The organism is Pseudomonas sp. RW3S2, assembly GCF_014268955.1.
In the GTDB taxonomy this organism is placed as follows: domain Bacteria; phylum Pseudomonadota; class Gammaproteobacteria; order Pseudomonadales; family Pseudomonadaceae; genus Aquipseudomonas; species Aquipseudomonas wayambapalatensis.
Map to the genome: position 1 here is coordinate 89,209 of NZ_JABWRM010000016.1, position 23,515 is coordinate 112,723.

The window sequence follows — 23,515 nt, forward strand, 5'->3', positions numbered from 1 at the left end:
ATGATGCAGCACATTTTTGTGACTGTTTCATGGCAAGGAAGGACGTTTCGTGAAGAACATGCTTGGCCATCCCCGTGCTCGGCTCGCCACCCTGGCAGTGCTGGTCGTGGTGATCCCCCTGGCCGCCCGCGCACTGCTGGGCTGGTCCGATCCACTGGGGTACCTGTCGGACCTGGCGATCGGCATCCTGCTGGTACTGCTGTTGCAGCGCAGCCCCTGGTGGCTGGCACTGCCGGTGCTGCTGGCCTGGGGCGGGCTGCTGGTGGCTTCGGCCGAGCTGGTCAGTGCGGTCGGGCGTCTGCCGAACAGCAGCGACCTGGGCTACCTGTTCGACCCACAGTTCATGGAAAACTCCACCGGCGGCGCCCTTGCCCACCCCTGGCTGCCCTGGACCCTCGGTGTCGGCCTGTCGGCCTGGCTGCTGGCCCGCTGGCTCCAGCGCGGCCAACCCGCCCCGGCGCTGCCACGCTCGGCCTGGGCCGCACCAGCGGTGCTGCTTGCCGCGCACTGGGGCAGCGAGCACCTGATACCCTCCGATGCCGATCAATGGCGCCAGTACAACCTGTCCCATCAACTGCTCTCGGCGGGCACCAGCGACCTGCAACTCAAGGCGCAGGCCTGGCTGGGCCATGACCTGACGGTAGCACCGCTGCCCAGCACCGGCCTGACCCAGACCGACCTCGACGGACGCAAGCTGCTCGAAGCCCCGGGCAGTGCACGCAACCTGCTGGTCATCACCCTGGAGGGGATTCCCGGCGCCTATCTGCGCGCCAACCGGCAAGCCCTGCACAGTCGTTTCGATGACGACCTGATGCCCAACCTCAGCCGCTGGGCCGAACGCGGCATGAACACCCCCGATTACGTCCTGCACACCCACCAGACCATTCGCGGCCTGTACGCCATGCTCTGCGGTGACTACGACAAGCTCGCCAACGGCACGCCCAAGGGTGTCGAGCTGCTCACCCAGGACCTGCGCAACCAGGCCTGCCTGCCCGCACAACTGCGCCAGGCCGGCTTCAGCACCCACTACCTGCAAGGCGCCGGCCTGCGCTTCATGGCCAAGGACCGGATCATGCCGCACATCGGCTTCGACTCGGTGCACGGCCTGGAGTGGTTCCGCAACGACAACTACCTCGAGTTCCCCTGGGGCAAGGACGACAAGGCCTTCTTCGAAGGCGCGCTGGGCTATGTCGGTGAGCTGCGCAAACAGCGCCAGCCGTGGATGCTGACCCTGCTCACCGTCGGCACCCACCAGCCCTACTCCGCACCGGACGCTTACCTGCAACGCTACGACAGCGCCAAACAGGCGGCGGTCGCCTACCTGGACGACGCCCTGGGCGAGTTCCTCGATACCCTGGAGCGCCAGGGCGTACTCAAGGACACACTGGTGGTCATCACTTCGGACGAGTCCCACGGCATCGACGGTGTGCGCCTGGCCTCTTCCTGGGGCTTCAACCTCACCCTTGCGCCCGAACAGGCAAAGTTGCCGAAGATCAAGCACGGCACCTACGGCCATGTCGACCTGGCCACTTCGCTGCTCGACTATTTCGCCCTGCCGATCCCCGCCGCCCTGGCCGGCCGCTCGCTGTATCGCGACTACGACAGCGGCCGGGAAATGATCTCCTTCACCAACGGCATGCTGCGTTACCACGATGGCCGAGGCACCTTCAGCGAATGCGATTTCCAGCAGCGCTGCCGACGCTATGCCAGCGAGGGATTCATCGCCGACCAGGCGCACTTCCTCGGCCGCGGCGAAGCGCCACTGGGGCGCCAGATCACCGCGCTCGCTGGCGTGCTCGACCAGTCGTTGCTGCAAACCCCGCTGAACCTGCGCTACCAGTTCGGTGGGCCATCGGCCATTCCTCTGCACAAGCGCATTCGTGACGACTGGGCCGACAACCTGATCGGCGCCCAGTACCTGGAGATGCCCGAAGGCTCGCACACCCGGGTGCGGGTCAAGGTACGCTCGCTCGACCCGGCCCACCGGGCGCACATCCAGCTCAAGGCCAAACAGCAGGAGCAGGATGTACCGCTGGGATTGCCCGAGGAGATACTGGTCACGGCCGACCAGCCGATGGAGCTGGAGTTCGGCTTCGACAACCCCATCGAGCGCAAGGCCTTCTCCTTCCACCTGCTCGGTTATGGTGGGGGTGAGGTGGAGGTCAGCGATTTCAGCGTGATCACCGCCCTGCCGGGTGAAGAGGATGTGATCGAGGAAATCCAGGACGACGGCCACATCGCCCAGTCGAGTTGAATCAAAAGCACGCGTGATCCGTGCCAGACATCGCGGTGTCTTTTTCGCGGGCAAGTCGGAGCGCCGAACCGCCGCTCCTACGGGATTCAGCGGATCTGATGCTTGTGCAGCAAGCGGTAGAAGGTGGGTCGGGAAACCCCCAGCACCTTCGCCGCGATGCTCATGTTGTCACTGTGGCGGTTGAGCACATCGCACAACGCCTGGCGTTCTGCGCGGTGCTTGTAGTCTTCCAGCGTCCCCAGCGGCGCCTCGGCCTCCTCCAGCACCTGTAACCCCAGATCCTGCGTCTCGATCTGTCGCCCCTCGGCCAGCACCAAGCCGCGACGTACGCGGTTGGCCAGTTCACGTACGTTGCCCGGCCAGTCGTGCCGCCCCATGGCCGCCAGGGCATTGTCGCTGAACGAGCGTGGCCGTCGCCCCGTTTCCAGGCTGTAGAAATGCGAGAAATGGTTGGCCAGCATCGACAGGTCACCGTGCCGGTCACGCAGAGGCGCGGTCACCACCTGCAGGACATTGAGCCGGTAATACAGGTCTTCACGGAACCTGCCACGCTCGATCGCCTGCTCCAGATCCACGTGCGTCGCTGCCAGCACCCGCGCATCCACCGGAATCGGCTGACTGCCGCCAACGCGCTCTATGTGCTTCTCCTGCAGAAAACGCAACAGATTGGCCTGCAACTCCAGAGGCAGGTCGCCAATCTCGTCGAGGAACAGCGTACCGCCGTGCGCCGCCTCGATACGCCCGACCTTGCGTTGATGCGCCCCGGTAAAGGCGCCTTTCTCGTGGCCGAACAGCTCGGACTGGATCAGATGCTCGGGAATAGCCCCGCAATTGATGGCGATGAACGGCTTGTCATGGCGCTGCGACTGACGATGCAGCGTGCGCGCCACCAACTCCTTGCCGGTGCCGCTCTCGCCACGGATCAGCACGGGCGACTCTGTAGGCGCCAGCTTACCGAGCAGCTTGCGCAACTCGCGGATGGGACGGCTCTCGCCCAGCAGTTCGTGCTCGGGCTCATCGACCCGCACCGCCCCCTTGCCACGCAAGCGCGCCATGCCGAACGCACGCCCGAGGGTGACCTGCACCCGGGAAACGTCGAATGGCAGGGTGTGGAAGTCGAAGAACCACTCACAGACGAAATCGCCGACGTTCTGCATGCGCAACTCTTCGGCGCTGAGCACGGCGATCCATTCGGTATTGCTGCGCTTGATCAAGTCCTTGACGGCATCCTGGTGACGCAGGTGCGAGGCCTGCAATCGCAACAGGCCGACGTCACATGGATGCTCGAGCGCAGCGCCCAGGGTACAACTGCGCACCTCCCAACCGGCGCCCCGCAGGCCCGGCAGTAGACGGTGGCAATCATCGCAGGGATCGACAATCAGCAGACGGCGTTGGGATGCAGGTTCAAGCATGACCTATCCTTGGCGCCAATTTTCAGTTTTTTAATTAGAAACAGTAAGTTGCGGCGCCCGAATTAACAGTAGCAACGAACCTGACGGTGCCCACTACCGTTTGTCTGCCAAATGCCGTCACGCAAAGCGACTTCGGAATTTTTACCCATAACCGGCGTCACAGGCGGCACATACAACGGATCACTTTTTCCGTTATAAAAAAATTTTCGACTGCCATGTGACTTCACCCACGACCCGGAGCATCAGTACCAATAACCCCGCGCTGCAATCGTTCATTTCTTTACCCGGCGCGGACACACATTTGCTGTTTGGGACCACAAGAGAGACCGAACCATGAATGCCCCGCTCCGTGTCAACGAAGCACTGCTGATTGCCGACCACGCCTTCGAACCCTTCCAGTGCGTTGCCTGGGATGCACCCAACGGTACTGGTGAGCTGAGCCTGGCAGTGATCGACCGGACCAGCACCCGTATCGGCAGCAAGCAGGTATCCTCGCGCATCTATTCGGACCCTGCACAATGGGCGAGCCTGATCGAGGAAGTCCGCGCCGAGCTGTTCGAAAAAGGCTATGACCTGCAACCCTGGTCCATGCCCAAGGCATAACTTGCCGACGCACAGGTGCGCGTCTTGTCGCGCACTTGTGCAACTTTCCCCCTGCTGCTTCGGCAACTTTCAGTTTGTGCGAGTTATTGTCGCGCGCCCACTTTATCTAACGACGTTCAAGGATTCCCCGATCAAGTCAGTACAGGCCGCCTGACCTGTGCTGACTTGATCGGAGAGTCCTTAACGGCGCAGAACCCCTCCCGGGACTGTGTTGGACTCATGAACGGCCGTTGAACCACGAACAATACGTACTACTTCAGCAGCCTATCAACGAGCACTCAGAATGTCGCGAGCGTCTGCGCGGAAAAGACCGAAACCAAGCGGCTGCAGAATCGATCGAGCAATGGTGTCCTTCCGGCTCAACTTGCGCTAGGCAAACAGGAGCGGACAAATCGGCCCATCTCCGAGCGCAGTTCCCAGTCCTCTGGTGCGCCCATGAAACCGCCGTGGGGCATGCCTTCAAAGATATGCAACTCGCAGGGAACGCCGACGCGGTGCAGCGCCCGATGCAGGCGTACGGCGTTCGACAGAAACAGATCGCGCGTGCCGCTCTGTATAAAGGTTCGCACGAAACCCCGGGAGAAATCACCGAACAGCGGCGACAACAAAGGATCGGCCAGGTCAGCTCCAGCGGCATACAGTAGGTTGTTGGACATTAGCGAACCGGGCAGTTGCACGTCGATGAGCTGATTCAGCGTGAAGCTGTCGCCCGACTCGGTCAGATCCGCTTGCGGCGATAGCAGTACCAGCGCTGCGGGCAGTGGCAGACCTTCGTCGCGCGCACGCAGCACCATTGCGGCTGCCAGATTGCCTCCTGCCGAACGCCCGCCGATGACGATACTTTGCGCAGGATACTGTTGAAGCAGCCGACGGTACACCGTCAGGCAGTCGTCCAATGCGGCCGGATAGGGGTGCTCCGGTGGCGTGCGGTAGTCGATACCCCAGCAGCGCAGACCTAACTGGTCGGCCTGCATTTGCGCGCCAACGCGGCATGCGGTGCCTCCGCCAAAGACTAGGCCTCCTCCATGCAGATCGACAAAGACCGCGTCGTCGGCAACCAAGTTTGTCGGCGTAGCGATGTGCACCGTGGCTCCGTCAATCTGTTCGGTTTCCACGCTGGCGAGCAACGGACCAGCAAGTAGCGTCATAGCGGAGCCGTACTGCGCATCAACGCTCGCTTTCAGGCGAATCCAGCCGTCGATATCGTCCAGATGTGGGGGGGATTGCAATGCATTCAGCGGTACGCCATCAGCATTAACCATGCGGCGCAGCGTAGCCTGGGCCTCAGTGCTGATGCTTTCAGGAAAGGGAATATCGCGAGCCGGAATCCGGACGCCGTTGGCTGGATTGTTGTTCATGGAAGCGGTTTCTCTAGGGGGACCTCATCGCGGATCGGCAGTGCTGGAATGGAATGCAACGCCTCCAAGCCACGCCGCCACGAACTTCCGGCATCCGGCGTGCTGTGGTCGAAAGTGACCGACAGCTCGACTATAACATAGCCCATTGCCCCCTCCCCCGAGAAAGCAGGTAGCGGGGATTTGCTCAGCATCAGGCAAGAAGTAGCCACGCAGCACAGCGCGACTCAACAGCGCCAGTTTCGGGCCGGACACCGTCAGGGATTCTCCGATCAAGTCAGCACAGGCCGCCTGACCTGTGCTGAAATGGCCCTCCGTCCAACTGCCCTCTACAAGCCCTCCATCCCATGAGTCAGATGAGCTTTTCCGAAACGTTGTCTGTGCCGATGCGGGTTATACCGGCGTAGATAATCGGCCTGAGCACGACAGACGGCAAGTGATCTGGCAGATCGCTGCGCGACGCAGCACCTACAAGCACTTGAGCGGACGCAGCCTGCTCTGCACGGCCGAACGTCAGATCGAGAAAGTCAAAGCGCAGACGCGGGCGAAAGTCGAGCCCCCTTTCGCGTGATCTAGCGCCAGTTCGGTTATGTGAAAACCCGCTTCCGTGGGTTGGCCAAGAACACGGCGCAACTGACCACGCTGTTTGCTCTGTCGAATCGGTGGAGGGTGCGCCGGCAATTATTGTCTGCTGCGGGAGAGGTGCGCCCGTGAGGGCGGATAACCAAGGCTTTGCCTTGGTTATCCATTGATCAGCGGCTGAAAGTCAGGCTTTTCGGTATCCCTAAACCACCCATTTCCGGCTGATGAGCAGCTTGTTCGGAGTTTCCTTGACTGATCGATATGCTGGTAATCCGCCTGCAGTTGCGCAGCGAGTTGCCTTGCCCGCCCCAGGCGCACCGGCGCCGTCTCGATATCGACCAGCACGCAGGCACAGGGCATCGGCTGCACAGGCTTCCAGCGTTGCAGGCGCCCGTCGGTCAGCACCAGGCAGCGTTGGACCTCCCCGGGGTGCGCTTTGCCACGGCGCAGCAACCACTGGCGCGCCTCTTCCAGGGCCGCGAGCAACGGCGTGCCGCCCCCCGCCCCGAGCGCACGCAGCCAGGGCTGAAGCGCAGCCGAGGCCTTCAGGCCATGACGCTGCCACTGTGGCGTGTTGCCGCTGGCGGTCAGCAACGCCAGGCGCGCACGCTGGCGGTAGGCCTGGTCGAAGAAGGTCTCGAGCAGCCCCTTCGCTTGCGCAAGGGATTGGTGGCGGCGGGTTGACGCCGACGCATCGACGATCACCAACCACAGTTCCGGCGGCTGTCCACGGCGTTGCTGCCAGCACAGGTCCTCGACACGGCGCGGCCGCCCCTTGAGCAGGGTCGGCAGCCAGGCGACCCGACCTCCAGCGGCTGCACGGGGGCGTCCACGGCTGGCACCTGTCAGTTTTCCGGCACGGGGCCTGGCATCCGCCGCTGAACCACTTCGTGCGCGGATGCTCAGGGCTTTTTTGCCCAGTTCGGCACCTCACGCCGGGCACCTGCGCTCACCGGTTGTGCCTCCATTGCCCCCCAGTCACCTTGCCCACTCGGGTCTTGCGACTGCTGGCCGCCCTGAGGTGGCGTGTTCGAGCCAGCGGGCGGCTCTGCGCTGCGACGGCGATGGCGCAGGGCAAATTCGGCCACAGCCTCGACATCTTCCTCGCCGATGGCCGCAGCACCGCGCCAGGCGGCATGGGCGCGTGCCGCACGCAGCCAGACCAGGTCGGCACGCAGGCCATCGACACCCGCAGCGAAGCAACGCTCGGTGATCCAGGCCAGCGCCTGGTCGTCCAGGGCAATGGCGGGCAGGCGCTCACGCGCTTGCTGGCAGCGTTCGCGCAACTGCGCCTGGGCCACTGCCCATTGCGCGCAGAACGCCTCGGGGTCACTGTCGAATGCCAGACGGCGACGGATGATCTGCTGACGGTCGTGCGGCTCAGGCGTGCCTTCGAGGGCGATGTTCAAGCCGAAACGGTCGAGCAACTGCGGACGCAGTTCGCCCTCTTCCGGATTCATGGTGCCGATCAGCACGAAACGCGCGGGGTGACGGTGCGAGATGCCGTCGCGCTCGACACGGTTGGTGCCGCTGGCCGCCACATCCAGCAGCAGGTCCACCAGCGGGTCGGGCAGCAGGTTGACCTCATCCACATAGAGCACCCCGCCATCCGCCTGGGCCAGCACGCCCGCCGAGAAGCGTGCCTTGCCCTGCCCCAGCGCAGCGTCCAGATCCAGAGTACCGACCAGCCGCTCTTCGGTCGCGCCCAGCGGCAAGGTCACGAAAGGGCCCGCGCCGAGCAGGTCGGCCAGGCCCCGGGCCAAGGTGCTCTTGGCCATTCCACGCGGCCCCTCGATCAGCACACCGCCGATCTTCGGGTCGATGGCGGTCAGGCACAGGGCCAGCTTGAGGTCTTGCGCACCGACCACGGCGGCCAGGGGAAACTGCAGGGGTTCGGTCATTTCAGGCCTCTTCCTCGCCGTCGAGCAACTGCTGCTCGAGGGCCTCGCGGTAATCGCCCGGCGCCTGCCACAGACCGCGCTGCTGGGCTTCCAGCAAGCGCTCGGTCAGATCGTGCAAGGCGTGCGGGTTATGCTCGCGCATGAATGCTCGAGTCGCCGGGTCAAGCACGTAGGCATCGGCCAGCGACTGGTAATGGTGATCGTCGATCAGGTGAGTGGTGGCATCGAAGGCGAACAGGTTGTCGACCGTCGCCGCCAGCTCGAAGGCACCTTTATAGCCGTGACGCTTGACCCCGTCGATCCATTTCGGGTTCAGCGCACGCGCACGGATCACCCGGTTCAGCTCTTCCTTGAGGGTGCGAATACGCGGGCGGTCGACCTGGCTGTGGTCGCCGTGGTAGCTGGCGACCGTGGCGCCTGCCAGGGTTTCGGCAGCCGCGAGCATGCCGCCCTGGAACTGGTAGTAGTCGTTGGAGTCGAGCAGGTCGTGCTCGTGGTTGTCCTGGTTCTGCAACACCGCCTGGACCTGCCCCAGGCGCTGGGCGAACTGGGCCCGTGCCGGCGTGCCTTCATCGGCGGCACCGTAGGCGTAGCCGCCATGGTTGAGGTAGACCTCGGCCAAGTCGGCGCGCCCCTGCCAGAGGCGTCCGTCGATGGCGTTCTGCACACCCGCACCATAGGCACCCGGCTTGGCGCCGAATACCCGCCAGCCAGCCTGGCGCCCGGCCTGCTCGGCATCGACACCCTGCGCCAGCAGCGCCTGGCGCTCGGCACGCACGCGGGCCGCCAGCGGGTTGAGGTCGTCCGGCTCGTCCAGCGCCGCCACGGCCTGAACCGCCGCATCGAACAGGCGAATCAGGTTGCCGAAGGCATCGCGGAAGAAACCCGACACGCGCAAGGTGACATCTACCCGCGGGCGATCGAGCAGGCTCAGGGGCAGGATTTCGAAGTCATCGACCCGTTGGCTGCCGGTGGCCCATACCGGCCTGACCCCCATCAGCGCCATGGCCTGGGCGATATCGTCACCGCCAGTGCGCATGGTCGCCGTGCCCCAGACCGACAGCCCGAGCTGGCGCAGGTGATCGCCATGCTCCTGCAGGTGACGCTCGAGGATCAGACTGGCAGAGGCAAAGCCCAGGCGCCAGGCGGTGGTGGTGGGCAGGTTGCGCACATCCACGGTATAGAAGTTGCGCCCGGTGGGCAGTACGTCCAGGCGTCCCCGGCTTGGTGCCCCGCTGGGGCCCGCCGGCACGAAGCGCCCGGCCAGCGCGGCCAGCAGGCCCTCGATCTCGGCGGCCCCGCAGGCATCCAGGTGCGGCGCGACCTCCTCCCTCAACGCCTGCAGCACCGCGTGCACGCCCTGCCACTGCGCGCTGTCCGGTGCCGTTTCACGGCCTTCGATCAAGGCCAGGGCAAGCGCTTCCAGGCGCTCGCGCGTGTCGCCACAGGTGCGCCACGCCGCCTGGTCGAGTGCCTGCAGCAGCACAGGTCGCGGCCCTTCCCAGGCTTGCCCGAGGTCGCAATCCAGCGGATCGAACCCCAACGCCAGCGCCCGCGCCAGTGCGCGCAGCAGGCTGGCATTGCCGCCACGGCCGTCACCACGATCGACCCGCAGCAGCGCCAGCAGCGTATCACTGCGCAGGCGCCCTTGCGGCGACTGGCCAAAGACATGCAAGCCATCGCGAATCTGCGACTCTTTCAAGTCGCACAAGTAGGTGTCCAGGCGTGGCAGCCAGACAGCGGCATCGTCCAGTTGCCCTTCGAGCTGCAGGTCACGGTCGATATGGTTGGCCTTGACCAGTTCGAGAATGTCACGCTGCAGCTCGCGGGCGCGGCGCGGGTCGAGCAGTTGCGCCTCGTAGTATTCGTCGGCCAGCTGCTCCAGATGCCGCAGCGGCCCGTAGGTTTCGGCGCGGGTCAGTGGCGGCATCAGGTGGTCGATGATCACCGCCTGGGTGCGGCGCTTGGCCTGGGCGCCCTCACCGGGGTCGTTGACGATGAACGGGTAGATGTTCGGCAGCGGGCCGAGCAGCGCATCCGGCCAGCACTCGGCGGACAGCCCGACGCCCTTGCCGGGCAGCCACTCCAGATTGCCGTGCTTGCCGACATGGATCAGCGCATCGGCGGCAAAGCCGTTGCGCAACCAGAAATAGAACGCCAGGTAGCCATGCGGCGGCACCAGGTCCGGGTCGTGATACACCGCGCTCGGGTCTACCTGGTAGCCCCGGGCCGGCTGGATACCGACAAAGGTCAGGCCGTAGCGCAGACCGGCGATCATCATCCGGCCACTGCGGAACATCGGGTCTTGTTCAGGTGCGCCCCAGCGTTCGCGCACCGCACGCTGGTTGGCCTCGGGCAGGCAGGCGAAGGCCGCGAGGTAGTCGTCCAGAGACAGGCTCTGGGCACAGGGGCGCTGGTCGAGGTGATCCAGGTCGTTGGTCACGCCGCCGAGCAGTTCGTGAATCAGCGCCGTGCCCGTCTGCGGCAAGCCAGCAACCGGATAACCCTCGGCCTGCAGGGCATGCAGGATGTTCAGCGCGGCGCCAGGCGTGTCGAGCCCCACGCCATTGCCGATACGCCCGTCGCGGGTCGGATAGTTGGCCAGCACCAGCGCCACGCGCTTCTGGGCATTGGGCAGTCGCGCCAGCTCGACCCAGCGCCGTGCCAGCTCGGCGACGAAATCCATGCGTTCGGGGTGGGCCTTGTAGCAGACCACATCGGACTGGCTGCGCTCGCTGCGCCAGGCCAGGTCCTTGAAGCTGACCGGTCGGGTGATGATGCGCCCGTCCAGCTCCGGCAAGGCGATGTGCATGGCCAGGTCGCGCGCACCCAAGCCCTGCTCGCTGGCTTCCCAGCCGGGCTGGTTGTCCTGGGCGCAGATCGCCTGCAACACCGGCACGTCGCGGCGCAGCGGACGCAGGTTGGGCCGCTCGGGGCTGGACAAGGCAAAGCCTGTGGTGTTGATGACCACTTCGGCGCCGACCTCGTCGAGCCAGGCCTCTACCTGTTCGAGACAGGCCGCCTCCTTGAGGCTGGCGACTGCGATCGGCAACGGGTTCAGCCCGGCGGCCTGCAAGCGCTGGCAAAACACATCGATGAACCCGGTGTTGGCGGCCTGCAGGTGCGAGCGGTAGAACAGGATCGGCGCCACCGGATGCTCCGGGTGCCACTCGGGGAACCAGTCTTCAAGCCCTGCACTGGGCTTGCCGGGGTGGTAGACCGTGGTGCGCGGCAGCGGCTGGGGTTCGTCCCAGGCATAGTCGCGCCCCAGCCACTGGCTGGCCAGGCAGTTGAACAGGTTGACGGCATTGGCCTTGCCGCCCTGGCGCAGGTAGTGCCAGAGCCGCTCGGCCTGTTCGGCCGGCACCGTGCCCAACTGTGTCAGCTCCGGGTCGGGGCGGTCATCGCCGGGCACCAGGATCAAGTGCACGCCACGCGCGGCGAGTTCGACCAACTGCTCGACGCCATAGCGCCAGTAGCCGACACCGCCGTGCAGCGATACCAGGATCACCTTGGCATGGCGCAACACCTCATCGATGTACAGGTCGACGGAGGCGTGGTTCTGCACCTGCATGGGGTTGGCCAGGCGCAGGCTGGGGAAATCGTCCGGCAACTGCTCGGCGGTTTCGGCGAGCAGTGCCAGGTGAGAGTCACCGCTGCAGAGAATCACCAGCTCGGCGGGTGTCTGGCCGAGGTCGGCAATGCTGTCGTCCGGCACGAAGCCGCCGGGCTGGGTCCGCAGCAGGTGCATAGATCAGGCGCCCAGGGCCTGGCGCAGGCGCGCTTCCAACTGTGCCGCGTCAAGGTCCTGGCCGATCAGCACCAGGCGGGTGATGCGCGGCTCGTCGCTGCGCCAGGCGCGGTCGAAGTGCTTGTCGAAGCGCGTGCCCACACCTTGGATCAACAGGCGCATCGGCTTGCCGGGGATCGCGGCAAAGCCTTTGGCGCGCAGGATGCCGAACTCGGTGACCAGTTGCGTCAGGGCATCGAGCAGCAGGCTTTCGTCCGCTTCAGGCAGGTCGATGGAGATGGAGTCGAAGGCGTCATGATCGTGATCGTCATGATCGTCGCCGTCGTGGTGCGAATCGTGGTGGGTGCGACGACCATCGATGTGCACTTCGGACTCGGCACCCACGCCCAGCAATACATCCAGCGGCAGGCGACCGCTGCTGGCCTCGATCACCTTGACGGCCGGCGGCAGCTCCTCGGCGACTTCGGCGCGGACCTTGGCCAGGCCCTCGGCGTCAATCAGGTCAGCCTTGTTCAGCACCACCAGGTCGGCACTGGCCAGTTGGTCGGCGAACAGCTCATGCAGCGGGGATTCGTGGTCCAGGTTGGGGTCGAGCTTGCGCTGCGCGTCAACCTGGTCCGGGTAGGCGGCGAAGGTGCCGGCGGCCACGGCTGGGCTGTCGACGACGGTGATTACCGCATCGACGGTGCAGGCATTGCGGATTTCCGGCCACTGGAAGGCTTGCACCAGCGGTTTGGGCAGGGCCAGGCCGCTGGTCTCGATGAGAATGTGGTCCAGGTCGCCACGGCGAGCGACCAGCTCACGCATCACCGGGAAGAACTCTTCCTGCACGGTGCAGCACAGGCAGCCGTTGGCCAGCTCATAGACGCGGCCGTTGGCCTCTTCCTCGGTGCAGCCGATGCTGCACTGCTTGAGGATTTCGCCGTCGATACCCAGCTCGCCAAACTCGTTGACGATGACCGCGATGCGTCGCCCCTGGGCGTTGTCGAGCATGTGGCGCAGCAAGGTGGTCTTGCCCGAGCCGAGGAAGCCGGTGACGATGGTGACGGGAAGTTTGGCCAGTGTTTTCATGTGGCGATGCCCTTGGCAGCAATGGTGCGGGCATGCGGGACGAAAGCCTCGACCGACCGGCCGGGCTCGCTCGCCACCGGATCACCCCGCCCGGTTGAAAGTCGAATACGTTGCGAGGCAGGTCTCCTGGCTTGCACTGCACGACCTCCAGCCGTCAGGACGACGCCTTCCCGCGCGCGGGCGCAGTGGCTGTGTCGACCCTGTTCAGTGCTTACAGTTGCGGGGGCAGCCGCGGCTTGTACCGCGTTCCCGTCTTAGCTCCGGCAGCGCCGGAGAACCTCGAAGCGGCAAGGCTACGCAGTGGTGCGCAGGTGGTCAACCGTCTGACGCTGATCGGAGCCTTCAGATGCCACCCCCGGCCAGCAGCTCGGTCAGCACCTGCGCCAGGGCCTTGACCATCACATCGGCCGTTGGCCGGTGGACGATGACGATCTCGTAGCTGTCCACCTCCGGCAAACCTTGCGCCGCCCCCAGTACTCGGTGCTCGGCGGTGGCCGCGCGCGGCGGCAGCAAGCTCACGCCCATGCCATCGGCCACCGCGGCCTGGATACCGGAAAGGCTGGAGCTGGTGAAGCTGATGCGCCAGCGCCGGCCCATGCCTTCGATGGCATGGATCATGTCTTCGCGGTACAGCCCGCGCGGTGGAAAGGTGACCAAGGGCACCGGGTCAAGCTCGAAGGCCGGCATGCGCACGCTGTCGATCCATTGCAGGCGCTCGGGCCAGCAGGACACCCCCTCGCGGCTGTTGCGCCGCTGCTTGAGCAGCACCAGATCGAGTTCACCATTGTCGTAGGCCTGGCTCAGGTCGCGGCACAGGCCGCTGGTGACTTCCAGCTTGACCTGCGGGTGCAGGCGGCTGAACGCCGACAACGCATTGGTGGTTCGCCCGCCGACGAAATCTTCGGGCACGCCAAGGCGCACGGTGACGCCAACCATGGCCCCGGCCAGGGCCTCGAGCATCTGGTCGTTCAGCGCCAGCATGTGCCTGGCATAGCCGAGCAGCGTCTGCCCGGCGTCGGTGGGCAGCACGTCGCGGTTGCCACGCACCAGCAGGCGATGGCCGACCATCTCCTCGAGGCGTCGTACCTTCTGGCTGATGGTCGACTGGGTCGAATGCAGACGGGCTGCAGCCGTGGTGAAGCTGCCGCAATCGGCGACCACGACGATAGCGCGCAACAGGTCGAGATCGAACAGAGCCCTATTCGGTTTTACGCTGATGGACATGAGGGTATTCGGTTTTCAAATGATGACGCTGACTTCTAGCATGGCCCTTCGAGGCGGGCAACGTTGATGTATTCGGAAATCCACTACAGCTCATCCAGATAATTCGTTTCAGTTGCCTGCAACTTTTTCCCTAGGATGAGGCTTTGCCTCAGGAGCCCTACGCATGCGCCACACCCTCGCTGCCTGCCTGCTGGCCTTCACCTGCCTTGCCGCCCACGCCGAGACCACGTCCATGGATACCCGCCTGCTTTATGCCGCCCAGCGCGGCGATGCACCTGCCATCCGTCGCCTGCTCAAGGAACCGGTGGCGCTCGACAGCCGCGATGGCCAAGGGCGCACACCTCTGCTGGCCGCGACCCACGGCAACCACATCGACGCGGCCAAGGTGCTGATCGAGGCCGGCGCCGATGTGAACGCCAAGGACAACATCCACGACAGCCCCTACCTGTATGCCGGCGCTCGCGGCCTGAACGAGATCCTGCGCCTGACCCTGGCGCACGGCGCCGACCTCGCCAGCACCAACCGCTACGGCGGCACGGCGCTGATTCCGGCGGCGGAGCGTGGCCATGTGGAAACGGTGCAGATGCTGATCGATGCTGGCGTGGACGTGAACCACCTCAACCGGCTGCACTGGACCGCCTTGCTCGAGGCGGTGATCCTTGGCGACGGCGGTCCGCGCCATGTGGACATTGTGCGACGGCTGCTGGCGGCCGGCGCGGACCCGGCGATTGCCGACAAGGATGGCGTGACGGCGCTGGAGCATGCGCGCACGCGCGGGTATGCAGAGATGGTGGCGTTGCTGGAGCGGTGATGAACCGCTGGCCCGTGCCAAGTACGCTGCGGTGGATGGCACGGGCTACGCCCGTGTTCGCGGGACAAGTCGGGGCGCCGAACCGCCGCCCCCACAAGGGGATTGGGCGGGCCTTTAGATTTTGAGCGAGATAGTTGTTCCTACACTTCCTCGTACGGCAAACCCACATAATTCTCGGCAATGTTCACCAGGCCGGCATCGGACGACAGGAAGTACTCGCGGTCCGCCTCCTGCATCTTCTGGTCCCAGGCATCCTTGTGTTCGCCAAAATCATGCAGCAGTTGGGTCATGAACCAACTGAAACGCTCGCCCTTCCACACCCGCCGCAGCGCCAGCGGTGAGTAGCGCTCCAGCAGGTCGCTGCGACCTTCGCGGTAGACCTTGACCAGGATGCGATACAGGTAGTTGACGTCCGAGGCTGCCAGGTTCAGGCCCTTGGCCCCGGTCGGTGGCACGATATGCGCCGCATCCCCCACCAGGAACAGGTGCCCGTACTGCATCGGCTCGACCACCAGGCTGCGCAGCGGCGCGATGCTCTTTTCCAGCGCAGGGCCGGTGACCAGGCGCGCCGCGACGTCCTCGGGCAGACGAGCCTTGAGTTCGTCCCAGAAACGCGCATCGGGCCAGTTCTCCACCCGCTCGTCCAGCGGCACCTGCAGGTAGTACCGGCTGCGGGTGGTGGAGCGCTGGCTGCACAATACGAAACCACGGTCATGATGCGCATAGATCAGCTCGTGGTTGACCGGCGGGGTATCGGCCAGCAAGCCCAGCCAACCAAACGGATAGACCCGCTCGTACTGCTTGAGCACACCCTGCGGAATGCTCTGGCGCGAAACGCCATGAAAACCGTCGCAGCCAGCGATGTAATCGCACTCGACGCGGTGCAACTGGCCGTCCTTCTCGTAGGTCACGTAGGGCCGTTCATCCTTGAGCCCGTGCGGCTGCACGTTGCTCGCGCCATACACGATCGGCGCCCCGCTCTGCTCGCGGGCCTGCATGAGGTCGCGGGTGACTTCGGTCTGGCCGTACACCATCACCGTCTTGCCACCGGTCAGAGCCTTGAGGTCCAGGCGCTGGCGACGCCCTGCCACCAGCAGTTCGACGCCTTCGTGCACCAGCCCTTCACGGTCCATGCGCGCCGATACCCCGGCCTCGCGCAGCAGGTCGACGGTGCCCTGCTCCAGCACGCCGGCGCGGATCCGGCCAAGCACGTACTCAGGGGTCTGGCGTTCGAGAATGAGCGTGTCGATGCCCGCCTTGTGCAGCAGTTGACCAAGCAGCAGGCCAGAAGGGCCGGCGCCAATGATTGCAACCTGGGTTTTCATTGTTGTTGTCTCGCCTTGTCGATGCCGTACTGGCGGCAGCCGGCATACGTTATTCGGGTTAGCCCCTGCATTTTTACTGGCGCAAAAAGCTGAAAAGGTGTCATATCCGATGAAAAATCTGCACTTTTCAAAATTCCGTGCGATCAGCGCACAGGTGTCCCGACCATGAAATCCTCCCTTCCCGGCGTACCGCTGTTCCAGCTCTATGGTGAAAACCACGCCTGGCCCGGCAGCGATCTGCTGCACTGCGAATCGATCCCGGCACGCAGCCGCCTGCACCACTGGGAGATCAAGCCGCACCAGCACGCCGAACTGTTCCAGTTGCTCTACGTGCAGCGCGGGCACGCGCTGGTGGAAATCGAAGGCCGACACAGCGAGATCCACGAGGCAGCGATCCAGGTGGTGCCACCGCTGACGGTGCATGGCTTTCGCTTCAGCGCCGACATCCAGGGCCATGTACTGACCTTCGGTACGGCGCTGGTGGCCGACCTCGAGCAGCGCCTGGGTGCACCCCTGGCGGTGCTGGCATCGGCGGCATGCTACCCGCTGGGCCGCGACCGCACGCGCCTGCGCGGGCTGATCGACACCTTGCAGCAGGAATACCAGGGCAGCGCACCCGCTCGCGCCGCCATGCTGCAGGCGCTGGTGACCGCCCTGATGGTGTGGATCAGCCGCCGCCAACAACTGGGCCAGGCACCGCGCAACCGCGACGAGCGCGACCGCCACTTGCTCGGGCACTACCTGCGCCTGGTCGAAGCGCATTACCGCCAGCACCTGTCGGTCGATGAGTTTGCTGCTCGCCTGGGCATCACCAGCCTGCAGCTCAACCAGCTGTGCCGCGCGCTGAGCGGGCAGACCGCGCTGCAGGTGATCCACCAGCGCCTGCTGCTCGAAGCGCGGCGCAACCTGACCTACACGCGCATGAGCATCGGCCAGTTGTCCGACAGCCTGGGTTTCAGCGATCCCACCTACTTCGCACGCTTCTTCAAACGCCTCAGCGGCCAAACGCCCAATGCCTATCGACGCAGCGGTACTGCGCAATCACCTTGACGTATACGTCAACCTGCCTTTAGCTTACTCACATTCCACCCCCGAGCCCGAGCATGAGCAGCCAGACCTACAGCATCTCCGACCTGTCCCGCGAGCTGGACATCACCACCCGCGCCATCCGCTTCTACGAGGAGCAGGGTCTGCTGAGCCCCGAGCGTCGCGGCCTGGAGCGCATCTATTCGGCGCGTGACAAGGTGACCCTCAAGCTGATCCTGCGCGGCAAGCGCATCGGCTTCTCGCTGGCCGAATGTCGCGAGCTGATCGAGCTGTACGACCCTAGCGGCGGCAACCTCAAGCAGCTCACCAGCATGCTGGCCAAGATCGCCGAACGCCGCGCGCAACTGGAGCAGCAGATGCTCGATATCCAGCAGATGCACCTGGAGCTGGACACCGCCCAGGAGCGCTGCGAGCAGGCCCTGGCCGCCACCCTGAACAATAACCGTTGATTCGCCACAGGAACCCCGCCATGTCATTGCCCGCACACGTGCGCCTGGTCGAAGTCGGCCCGCGCGACGGCCTGCAGAACGAAGCCCAACCCATCAGCGTCGCCGACAAGGTGCGGCTGGTGGACGACCTCACCGACGCCGGGCTCTCCTATATCGAGGTGGGCAGTTTCGTCTCGCCCAAGTGGGTGCCGCAAATGGCTGGATCGGCCGAGGTGTTCGCCGGTATCCGTCAGCGTGCCGGGGTGACCTACGCGGCCCTGGCGCCGAACCTGCGCGGTTTCGAGGATGCACTGGCAGCCGGGGTCAAGGAGGTGGCGGTGTTCGCCGCGGCGTCCGAGGCGTTCTCCCAGCGCAACATCAACTGCTCGATCAGCGAGAGCCTGCAGCGCTTCGAACCGATCATGGACGCCGCCCGCGAGCACGGTATCCAGGTGCGCGGCTATGTATCCTGCGTGCTCGGCTGCCCCTATGAAGGCAAGGTCAGCGCCGAGCAGGTCGCCCCGGTCGCCCGCGCCCTGCACGACATGGGCTGCTACGAGGTGTCGTTGGGCGACACCATCGGCACCGGCACCGCCGGCGATACCCGACGCCTGTTCGAGGTGGTCTCGGCGCAGGTGCCGCGCGAGCAGCTTGCCGGCCACTTCCACGACACCTACGGCCAGGCCCTGGCCAATGTCTATGCCAGCCTGCTCGAAGGCATCAGCGTGTTCGACAGCTCGGTGGCCGGGCTCGGCGGCTGCCCCTACGCCAAGGGCGCCACCGGCAACATCGCCACCGAAGATGTGCTGTACCTGCTGCAGGGGCTGGGTATCGAGACCGGTATCGACCTGGACAAGCTGGTCGCCGCCGGCCAACGCATCAGCGACGTGCTGGGGCGTGCCAACGGCTCGCGGGTAGCACGGGCACGCAGCGCCCGCTGACGCACGCCCAGGGGCGGCGAGCGCCGCCCTGTTTCCCTCGCTCATCGAACTGTGACATTTCCGGCCAGCGGGATTATGCTCTGCGGGTATGTCCTCCAGTCGCAATATGTGAGCGCCGAATATGAAAATCGATGACATGGACGCCTTCGTGGCCGTCATCCGTTGCCAGTCGACCAACCTTGCCGCCGAAGCGCTGCAACTGACCCAACCGGCCATCACCCGGCGCGTGCAGAACTTCGAGGAAGACCTCGGCGCCACCTTGCTAGACCGCAACACCAAGCCACTCAAGCCCACACCCATGGGCCTGCGCGTGTACGAGCAGTGCAAGGCCATCCTGCGTGAAATCGACGCCCTGCGCGAACTGGTGGCCAACGATGGCGCACCGTCCGGCACTCTGCGCCTGGGCGTGCCGCAGACACTGGGCGATGTCGTGCTGCTCGAGGCCCTGGCGCAGATCCGCCAGGCCTACCCCGAGCTGCGCACCCAGGTCACCAGCGGCTGGGGCAGCAGCCTGATCGCGCGCATGGAAAACGGCGAGCTGGATGCCGCTGCGGCGCTCTTCCCACCGGGCAAGATCTTCCCCGAAGGCATCGCCAGCCATTCCATCACGCGCATGCCGTTGCGCGTGGTCGCGGCCAAGGGCAGCGCCGGCAAGCGCAGCTACAAGTTGCGCGACTGCTATACCCGCGGCTGGGTGCTCAACCCCGATGGTTGCGGCTTTCGCGCCGGGCTGCAGCGCGCATTGAGCGAACAGGGGTTGTCACTGTCGATCAACCTCGAAACCTTCGGCACCGAGTTGCAACTGGGGCTGGTCGCCAACGGCCAGGGCCTGGGCCTGGTGCCCGAACCGCTGTTGCTTGCCAGTCGCCATCGAGACCTGCTGGATATCGTCAACGTCAGCGATTTCAAGCCGCAGGTCGACCTGTGGCTGTTCCATCCACGCTACCTGGGCAACCTGCAGGAGCCGGTGGAGCTGTTCGGCGCCGTGGCGGGCACCCGGCTGAACAACGCAGCGAGTTGACCTGGTTAAATGATCACCTTGCATAAAAACAAAAAAGATAATTCTTAAAACGAATAATTAGCATAGAACCAAAAAGACTTTTACAGCGTTGCGCCAGACGCCTACGGTCCTGTTCACACCGTACTGCCTTGCACTGGAGCACCGCATGAGTTCACTGTCCGTCGTACCTCCCAGCCAGGAGGCCGTGCGCCTACGAGTCAGCGCCGAGGAATGGAAGGTGCGGGTCAAGCTCGCCGCCGCCTATCGCCTGGCAGCCCTGTTCCGCTGGACCGACCACATCTACACGCACTTCTCGGCACGGGTTCCCGGCCCGGACGAGCACTTCCTGATCAACGCCTTCGGCCTGCTGTTCGACGAAATCACCGCGTCCAACCTGGTCAAGGTGGATGTCGACGGCACGATCATCGACGACCCGCTGGGCCTGGGCATCAACCAGGCCGGCTACGTCATCCACAGCGCCATCCACCGCGCCCGTCCCGACCTCAAGGCCGTACTGCACACCCACACCCGCGATGGTGCGGCGGTGTCTGCCCAGCGTGACGGCCTGCTGCCGGTCTCCCAGCATGCGTTGGCCTATTACAGCCGCGTGGTGTATCACGACTACGAGGGCGTCGCGCTGGACCTGGATGAACAGCAGCGTCTGGTGGCCAACCTGGGGCAAAGCAATATCCTGATCCTGCGCAATCACGGCTTGCTCACCGGCGGCATCAGTGTCGAACATGCCTTTCGCGAGCTGCACGGCCTGGAGCGCGCCTGCAACATCCAGATCGCCGCCCAGGCCGGTGGCAATGACCAATTGCAGTACGCCTCCCCAGCGGCGATTGCCAAGGTGCATGAACAGTCGAAGCGCTTTTCCGACGGGCTTGGCGAGGGGATCCAGCGGCATTGGGATGCGTTGATCCGGCAACTGGATCGCGAGGGGCGCGATTACCAGGGCTGAAGCCCGCACCTGCTGAGGGAGCGGGTATGTACGTTGCGCTCCCTCAGCGCTCCCGCGCCAACCCCACGCAGCGGCGCGCCAGCACATCGGTCGGATCGACCAGTGCCACCTGCACCCCGTCGATGGGGAAGCCATCGGCCTGGGCCAGGATCAGCGGCAATTCGGTACAGCCCAGAATCAACACCCGCGCGCCCTGCGCGACCAGTTGCCCGGCGCCCGCCAGCAGGTCGTCCCGACACTGCCCCTCGGTAAACCCCGCCTTGACGCCCTCCTCACCATAGATCGCACGCATCACCCGTGCCTGCGCCGCGTCGTCCGGCACCAGCAACGACAGGCCGACGCGTTCGGCCGCCGCGTGATAGACACCACTTTGCAGCGTGCCCGAGGTCGCCAGCAGCCCCACCCGCACCTCGCGACCATGGCGGTGCAAAATGAAATCGATGGTCTCGCTCAGCATGTTGACGATCGGCACCGCCAGATGCTCCTGGATCCGCTCGACATAGGCATGCGCGGTATTGCAGGGAATCGCGATGGCATCGGCGCCCTCCTCTTCCAGGCGGCGGCAGGTCGAGTACATCGCCACGGTCGGGTCGGCCTCCTGGCGCAGCAGGTTGGCGGTGCGATCGGGAATCTGCGGGTTCTGCTCGACCACCATCCTGATATGGTCCTGGTCACGCCCGGCCGGGGTGTTCTTCACCACCTTGCCCATGAAGTCCACGGTCGCCGCCGGCCCCACGCCACCGACGATCCCCAGCTTGAACGGCGCACGGCTCAGCACCGAGTCGGTGGCGCTGGCGAAGTCGGCATACACCTGGTTGGCATCGACGCAGTGAATGCCACGGCGCATCAGCTCCGGCGCCAGCAACGACAGCTCGGTCATGCCCGGCAGCAACAGCGTCGCGCCCTGGCCTTCGAGTTCCAGGCAAACCTGGTGCAACAGCTCCAGCGCCACCCCATCCAGATGTCCGGCCTTGATGCCTGCAGGCCCGTACACCGCCTCCATCAACGCCGCCTGCTGCACCGGCGAGGGATGGATCAGCTCGTAGTCGTCGGCAAAGTGCCGCTCGAACAACCCCGAAGCGCGCACATAGTCCGAGGCCAGCACGCCCAGGCGCGCACCCGGCGGGGCGATCTGCGCCACATGGGCCTTGAGCGCGGCCATCAGGTCGACGATGGCGATCTGCAGCTCGGCGCGCAGTTCGTCGATGAAGGTATGGCTGGCGAAGCACGGCACCAGCACGGCGTCGGCACCGCTGTCGGCATAGCCCTGGCAGACCTGGAACACATAGAGCTTGCGCGAGGTCATGCTCGCGCCCGCACTGAGCGGCAGCGCCAGGTCCTTGAACGGGTGCTGCTCGAACAGCAGGTGGTAGCGCCCCTGCTCGGCCAGCAGCGGCTGGCTCTTTAGCAGCTTGAGGAATAGGTCGCCACCGGCCAGCGAGCCGAGGCCACCGATGATGCCGAGGGTGCGCGCGTTGGCGGTCTTGCGTGGGCTTTTCATGGAGCGGTCCGGATCAGGCGTGGGTGGCAGGGTTCAGCGCAGCTTCGACGGGCGCAGGGGCCTCGTCATGACGCCGCTCGAGGTCGGCGATCACCGCCGTGGCGATGCTGTTGCCCACCACGTTGGTGGCGGTACGGCCCATGTCGAGGAACTGGTCGATGGCCAGGATCAGCAACAGCCCGGCCTCGGGCAGGTGGAACATCGGCAGCGTGGCCGCGACCACCACCACCGAGGCCCGCGCCACGCCGGCCATGCCCTTGCTGGTGACCATCAGGGTCAACAGGATCAGCACTTGCTGGGTGAAGCTCAGCTCGATGTTGTAGGCCTGGGCGATGAACAGGATGGCGAAGGCCTGGTACATCATCGAGCCGTCGAGGTTGAACGAGTAGCCCAGCGGCAGGACGAAGCTCGACACGCGCTTGGGTGCACCGAATTTCTCCAGCGCATCGATGGTCTTGGGGTAGGCCGATTCGCTGCTCGCGGTGGAGAACGCCAGCAGCACCGGCTCGCGGATCAGATTGCCCAGGGTGAACACCGGGCGCCCGAGGAAGCCGTAGCCCACCGCGAACAGCACCAGCCAGAGCAGCAGGATGCCCAGGTAGAACTGGCCGATCAGCGTGCCGTAGTCGAACAGCAGGCCAATGCCTTGGGTGGTGACGGCGGCGGCCAGCGCGGCGAAGACACCGACCGGAGCGAACATCATCACGTAGTCGGTGATGCGGAACATCACCTTGGCAAGCTCGTCCACCAGCTCGCCGATGCGGGTGTTGCCGCGTTGCTTGACGAACGCCAGTGCCAGCCCGAAGAACAGCGAGAACACCACGATCTGCAGGATCTCGTTGTTGGCCATGGCTTCGGCGATGCTGCGCGGAAACACATGGCTGATGAAGGTCTTGAGGCTGAAGTCCCCGGCGTTGACCGCCACCGCGCTTGCCGCCTGGCCTGATTCCACGCTCAGGTTCAGGTGGGCGCCAGGCTGGAACAGATTGACCAGCAGCATGCCCAGGGCCAGGGAGAACACCGAGGCACTGACGAACCAGATCATCGAGCGCAGGCCGATGCGCCCCACCGAACCGGAATTGCCCAGGCTGCTGATCCCTGCGACCAGGGTGGCGAAAACCAGCGGGGCGATGATCATCTTGATCATGCGCAGGAAGATGTCGGTGACCAGGCTGAAGTAACCTGCAATCTGCTTGGCGGCGTCAGCGGAGCCTGCGTAGGTGTTGCACAGCCAGCCGACGACGATGCCGAGCAGGATCGCCACGGCGATGTAACGGGGTAGTTTCTTGTTATTCATCTCGACCTCTGTCTGTCGAATGCGGGAGGGACAGCAACAGGCTACGACGCA

At 65.0% G+C, this 23,515-nt stretch carries 18 protein-coding genes, 1 pseudogene and 1 riboswitch; of the genes and pseudogenes, 9 read left to right on the plus strand and 10 right to left on the minus strand.

Annotated features, from left to right (window positions below):
- The first annotated feature begins 49 nt into the window (after positions 1-49).
- Positions 50-2,254: a sulfatase-like hydrolase/transferase gene (locus HU748_RS21035; RefSeq protein WP_186721797.1), complete on the plus strand. Its 2,205-nt coding sequence runs from the start codon at positions 50-52 to the stop codon at positions 2,252-2,254.
- An 86-nt stretch (positions 2,255-2,340) separates the two neighbouring features.
- On the opposite strand, the gene HU748_RS21040 is transcribed toward HU748_RS21035, so the two are convergent.
- A complete protein-coding gene (locus tag HU748_RS21040) occupies positions 2,341-3,666 on the minus strand; it encodes a sigma-54 dependent transcriptional regulator (protein ID WP_186721799.1) in 1,326 nt (441 codons plus the stop codon).
- A 333-nt stretch (positions 3,667-3,999) separates the two neighbouring features.
- On the opposite strand from HU748_RS21040, the gene HU748_RS21045 reads away from it, so the two are divergent.
- A complete protein-coding gene (locus tag HU748_RS21045) occupies positions 4,000-4,269 on the plus strand; it encodes a hypothetical protein (RefSeq protein WP_054893924.1) in 270 nt (89 codons plus the stop codon).
- A 359-nt stretch (positions 4,270-4,628) separates the two neighbouring features.
- On the opposite strand, the gene HU748_RS21050 is transcribed toward HU748_RS21045, so the two are convergent.
- Positions 4,629-5,627, minus strand: coding sequence for an alpha/beta hydrolase (locus tag HU748_RS21050; protein WP_186721801.1), 999 nt, complete (start codon positions 5,625-5,627; stop codon positions 4,629-4,631).
- Positions 5,628-5,994: 367 nt separating this feature from the next.
- Here HU748_RS21050 and HU748_RS21055 point away from each other — a divergent pair.
- A pseudogene (locus tag HU748_RS21055) lies at positions 5,995-6,338 on the plus strand (transposase); the annotation flags it as partial.
- Positions 6,339-6,365: 27 nt separating this feature from the next.
- Here the strand turns inward: HU748_RS21055 and HU748_RS21060 are convergent.
- From HU748_RS21060 to HU748_RS21080, 5 genes are all read right to left on the minus strand, one after another.
- Positions 6,366-7,055, minus strand: coding sequence for a VWA domain-containing protein (locus HU748_RS21060; RefSeq protein ID WP_238343431.1), 690 nt, complete (start codon positions 7,053-7,055; stop codon positions 6,366-6,368).
- 53 nt (positions 7,056-7,108) lie between these two features.
- Positions 7,109-8,107, minus strand: coding sequence for an AAA family ATPase (locus HU748_RS21065; protein WP_186721803.1), 999 nt, complete (start codon positions 8,105-8,107; stop codon positions 7,109-7,111).
- A 1-nt stretch (position 8,108) separates the two neighbouring features.
- A complete protein-coding gene (gene cobN / locus HU748_RS21070) occupies positions 8,109-11,858 on the minus strand; it encodes a cobaltochelatase subunit CobN (RefSeq protein ID WP_186721805.1) in 3,750 nt (1,249 codons plus the stop codon).
- 3 nt (positions 11,859-11,861) lie between these two features.
- A complete protein-coding gene (gene cobW, locus HU748_RS21075; RefSeq protein ID WP_054893920.1) occupies positions 11,862-12,929 on the minus strand; it encodes a cobalamin biosynthesis protein CobW in 1,068 nt (355 codons plus the stop codon).
- Positions 12,930-13,027: 98 nt separating this feature from the next.
- Positions 13,028-13,226, minus strand: a riboswitch (cobalamin riboswitch).
- A gap of 45 nt (positions 13,227-13,271) precedes the next feature.
- Entirely contained in the window at positions 13,272-14,153 is an 882-nt protein-coding gene (locus HU748_RS21080; RefSeq protein ID WP_186710419.1) for a LysR substrate-binding domain-containing protein, read from the minus strand.
- Between the two features lie 163 nt (positions 14,154-14,316).
- Between HU748_RS21080 and HU748_RS21085 the strand changes: the two genes are divergently transcribed.
- Complete coding sequence (locus HU748_RS21085; protein WP_186665380.1) at positions 14,317-14,964, plus strand: ankyrin repeat domain-containing protein; 648 nt, start codon at positions 14,317-14,319, stop codon at positions 14,962-14,964.
- Between the two features lie 140 nt (positions 14,965-15,104).
- Here HU748_RS21085 and pobA read toward each other — a convergent pair whose 3' ends face one another.
- Positions 15,105-16,289: a 4-hydroxybenzoate 3-monooxygenase gene (gene pobA / locus HU748_RS21090; protein WP_186710417.1), complete on the minus strand. Its 1,185-nt coding sequence runs from the start codon at positions 16,287-16,289 to the stop codon at positions 15,105-15,107.
- Positions 16,290-16,454: 165 nt separating this feature from the next.
- Here pobA and HU748_RS21095 point away from each other — a divergent pair, with 165 nt between their 5' ends.
- From HU748_RS21095 to HU748_RS21115, 5 genes are all read left to right on the plus strand, one after another.
- Positions 16,455-17,339, plus strand: a complete 885-nt coding sequence (locus HU748_RS21095; RefSeq protein WP_186710415.1) for a helix-turn-helix domain-containing protein — start codon at positions 16,455-16,457, stop codon at positions 17,337-17,339.
- A gap of 53 nt (positions 17,340-17,392) precedes the next feature.
- Positions 17,393-17,785, plus strand: coding sequence for a MerR family DNA-binding transcriptional regulator (locus tag HU748_RS21100; protein ID WP_054893249.1), 393 nt, complete (start codon positions 17,393-17,395; stop codon positions 17,783-17,785).
- 20 nt (positions 17,786-17,805) lie between these two features.
- On the plus strand, positions 17,806-18,705 hold the full coding sequence (locus HU748_RS21105) for a hydroxymethylglutaryl-CoA lyase (RefSeq protein WP_186665386.1): 900 nt from the start codon (positions 17,806-17,808) through the stop codon (positions 18,703-18,705).
- 121 nt (positions 18,706-18,826) lie between these two features.
- A complete protein-coding gene (locus HU748_RS21110; RefSeq protein WP_186665387.1) occupies positions 18,827-19,726 on the plus strand; it encodes a LysR family transcriptional regulator in 900 nt (299 codons plus the stop codon).
- Positions 19,727-19,871: 145 nt separating this feature from the next.
- Positions 19,872-20,666, plus strand: a complete 795-nt coding sequence (locus tag HU748_RS21115) for a class II aldolase/adducin family protein (RefSeq protein WP_186721807.1) — start codon at positions 19,872-19,874, stop codon at positions 20,664-20,666.
- Positions 20,667-20,709: 43 nt separating this feature from the next.
- On the opposite strand, the gene HU748_RS21120 is transcribed toward HU748_RS21115, so the two are convergent.
- Entirely contained in the window at positions 20,710-22,167 is a 1,458-nt protein-coding gene (locus tag HU748_RS21120; protein WP_186721809.1) for an amino acid racemase, read from the minus strand.
- A 13-nt stretch (positions 22,168-22,180) separates the two neighbouring features.
- Positions 22,181-23,464 (minus strand): dicarboxylate/amino acid:cation symporter, encoded by a 1,284-nt coding sequence (locus tag HU748_RS21125; RefSeq protein WP_186721811.1) that lies wholly within the window; start codon positions 23,462-23,464, stop codon positions 22,181-22,183.
- Positions 23,465-23,515: the final 51 nt, after the last annotated feature.

What these genes read in the sequence shown, in the direction of transcription:
- HU748_RS21040 (WP_186721799.1), bottom strand. Translation starts at nt 3,666, where the DNA reads ATGCTTGAACCTGCATCCCAACGCCGTCTGCTGATTGTCGATCCCTGC.
- HU748_RS21045 (WP_054893924.1), top strand. Translation starts at nt 4,000, where the DNA reads ATGAATGCCCCGCTCCGTGTCAACGAAGCACTGCTGATTGCCGACCAC.
- HU748_RS21050 (WP_186721801.1), bottom strand. Translation starts at nt 5,627, where the DNA reads ATGAACAACAATCCAGCCAACGGCGTCCGGATTCCGGCTCGCGATATT.
- HU748_RS21065 (WP_186721803.1), bottom strand. Translation starts at nt 8,107, where the DNA reads ATGACCGAACCCCTGCAGTTTCCCCTGGCCGCCGTGGTCGGTGCGCAA.
- cobN (WP_186721805.1), bottom strand. Translation starts at nt 11,858, where the DNA reads ATGCACCTGCTGCGGACCCAGCCCGGCGGCTTCGTGCCGGACGACAGC.
- cobW (WP_054893920.1), bottom strand. Translation starts at nt 12,929, where the DNA reads ATGAAAACACTGGCCAAACTTCCCGTCACCATCGTCACCGGCTTCCTC.
- HU748_RS21080 (WP_186710419.1), bottom strand. Translation starts at nt 14,153, where the DNA reads ATGTCCATCAGCGTAAAACCGAATAGGGCTCTGTTCGATCTCGACCTG.
- HU748_RS21085 (WP_186665380.1), top strand. Translation starts at nt 14,317, where the DNA reads ATGCGCCACACCCTCGCTGCCTGCCTGCTGGCCTTCACCTGCCTTGCC.
- pobA (WP_186710417.1), bottom strand. Translation starts at nt 16,289, where the DNA reads ATGAAAACCCAGGTTGCAATCATTGGCGCCGGCCCTTCTGGCCTGCTG.
- HU748_RS21095 (WP_186710415.1), top strand. Translation starts at nt 16,455, where the DNA reads ATGAAATCCTCCCTTCCCGGCGTACCGCTGTTCCAGCTCTATGGTGAA.
- HU748_RS21100 (WP_054893249.1), top strand. Translation starts at nt 17,393, where the DNA reads ATGAGCAGCCAGACCTACAGCATCTCCGACCTGTCCCGCGAGCTGGAC.
- HU748_RS21105 (WP_186665386.1), top strand. Translation starts at nt 17,806, where the DNA reads ATGTCATTGCCCGCACACGTGCGCCTGGTCGAAGTCGGCCCGCGCGAC.
- HU748_RS21110 (WP_186665387.1), top strand. Translation starts at nt 18,827, where the DNA reads ATGAAAATCGATGACATGGACGCCTTCGTGGCCGTCATCCGTTGCCAG.
- HU748_RS21115 (WP_186721807.1), top strand. Translation starts at nt 19,872, where the DNA reads ATGAGTTCACTGTCCGTCGTACCTCCCAGCCAGGAGGCCGTGCGCCTA.
- HU748_RS21120 (WP_186721809.1), bottom strand. Translation starts at nt 22,167, where the DNA reads ATGAAAAGCCCACGCAAGACCGCCAACGCGCGCACCCTCGGCATCATC.
- HU748_RS21125 (WP_186721811.1), bottom strand. Translation starts at nt 23,464, where the DNA reads ATGAATAACAAGAAACTACCCCGTTACATCGCCGTGGCGATCCTGCTC.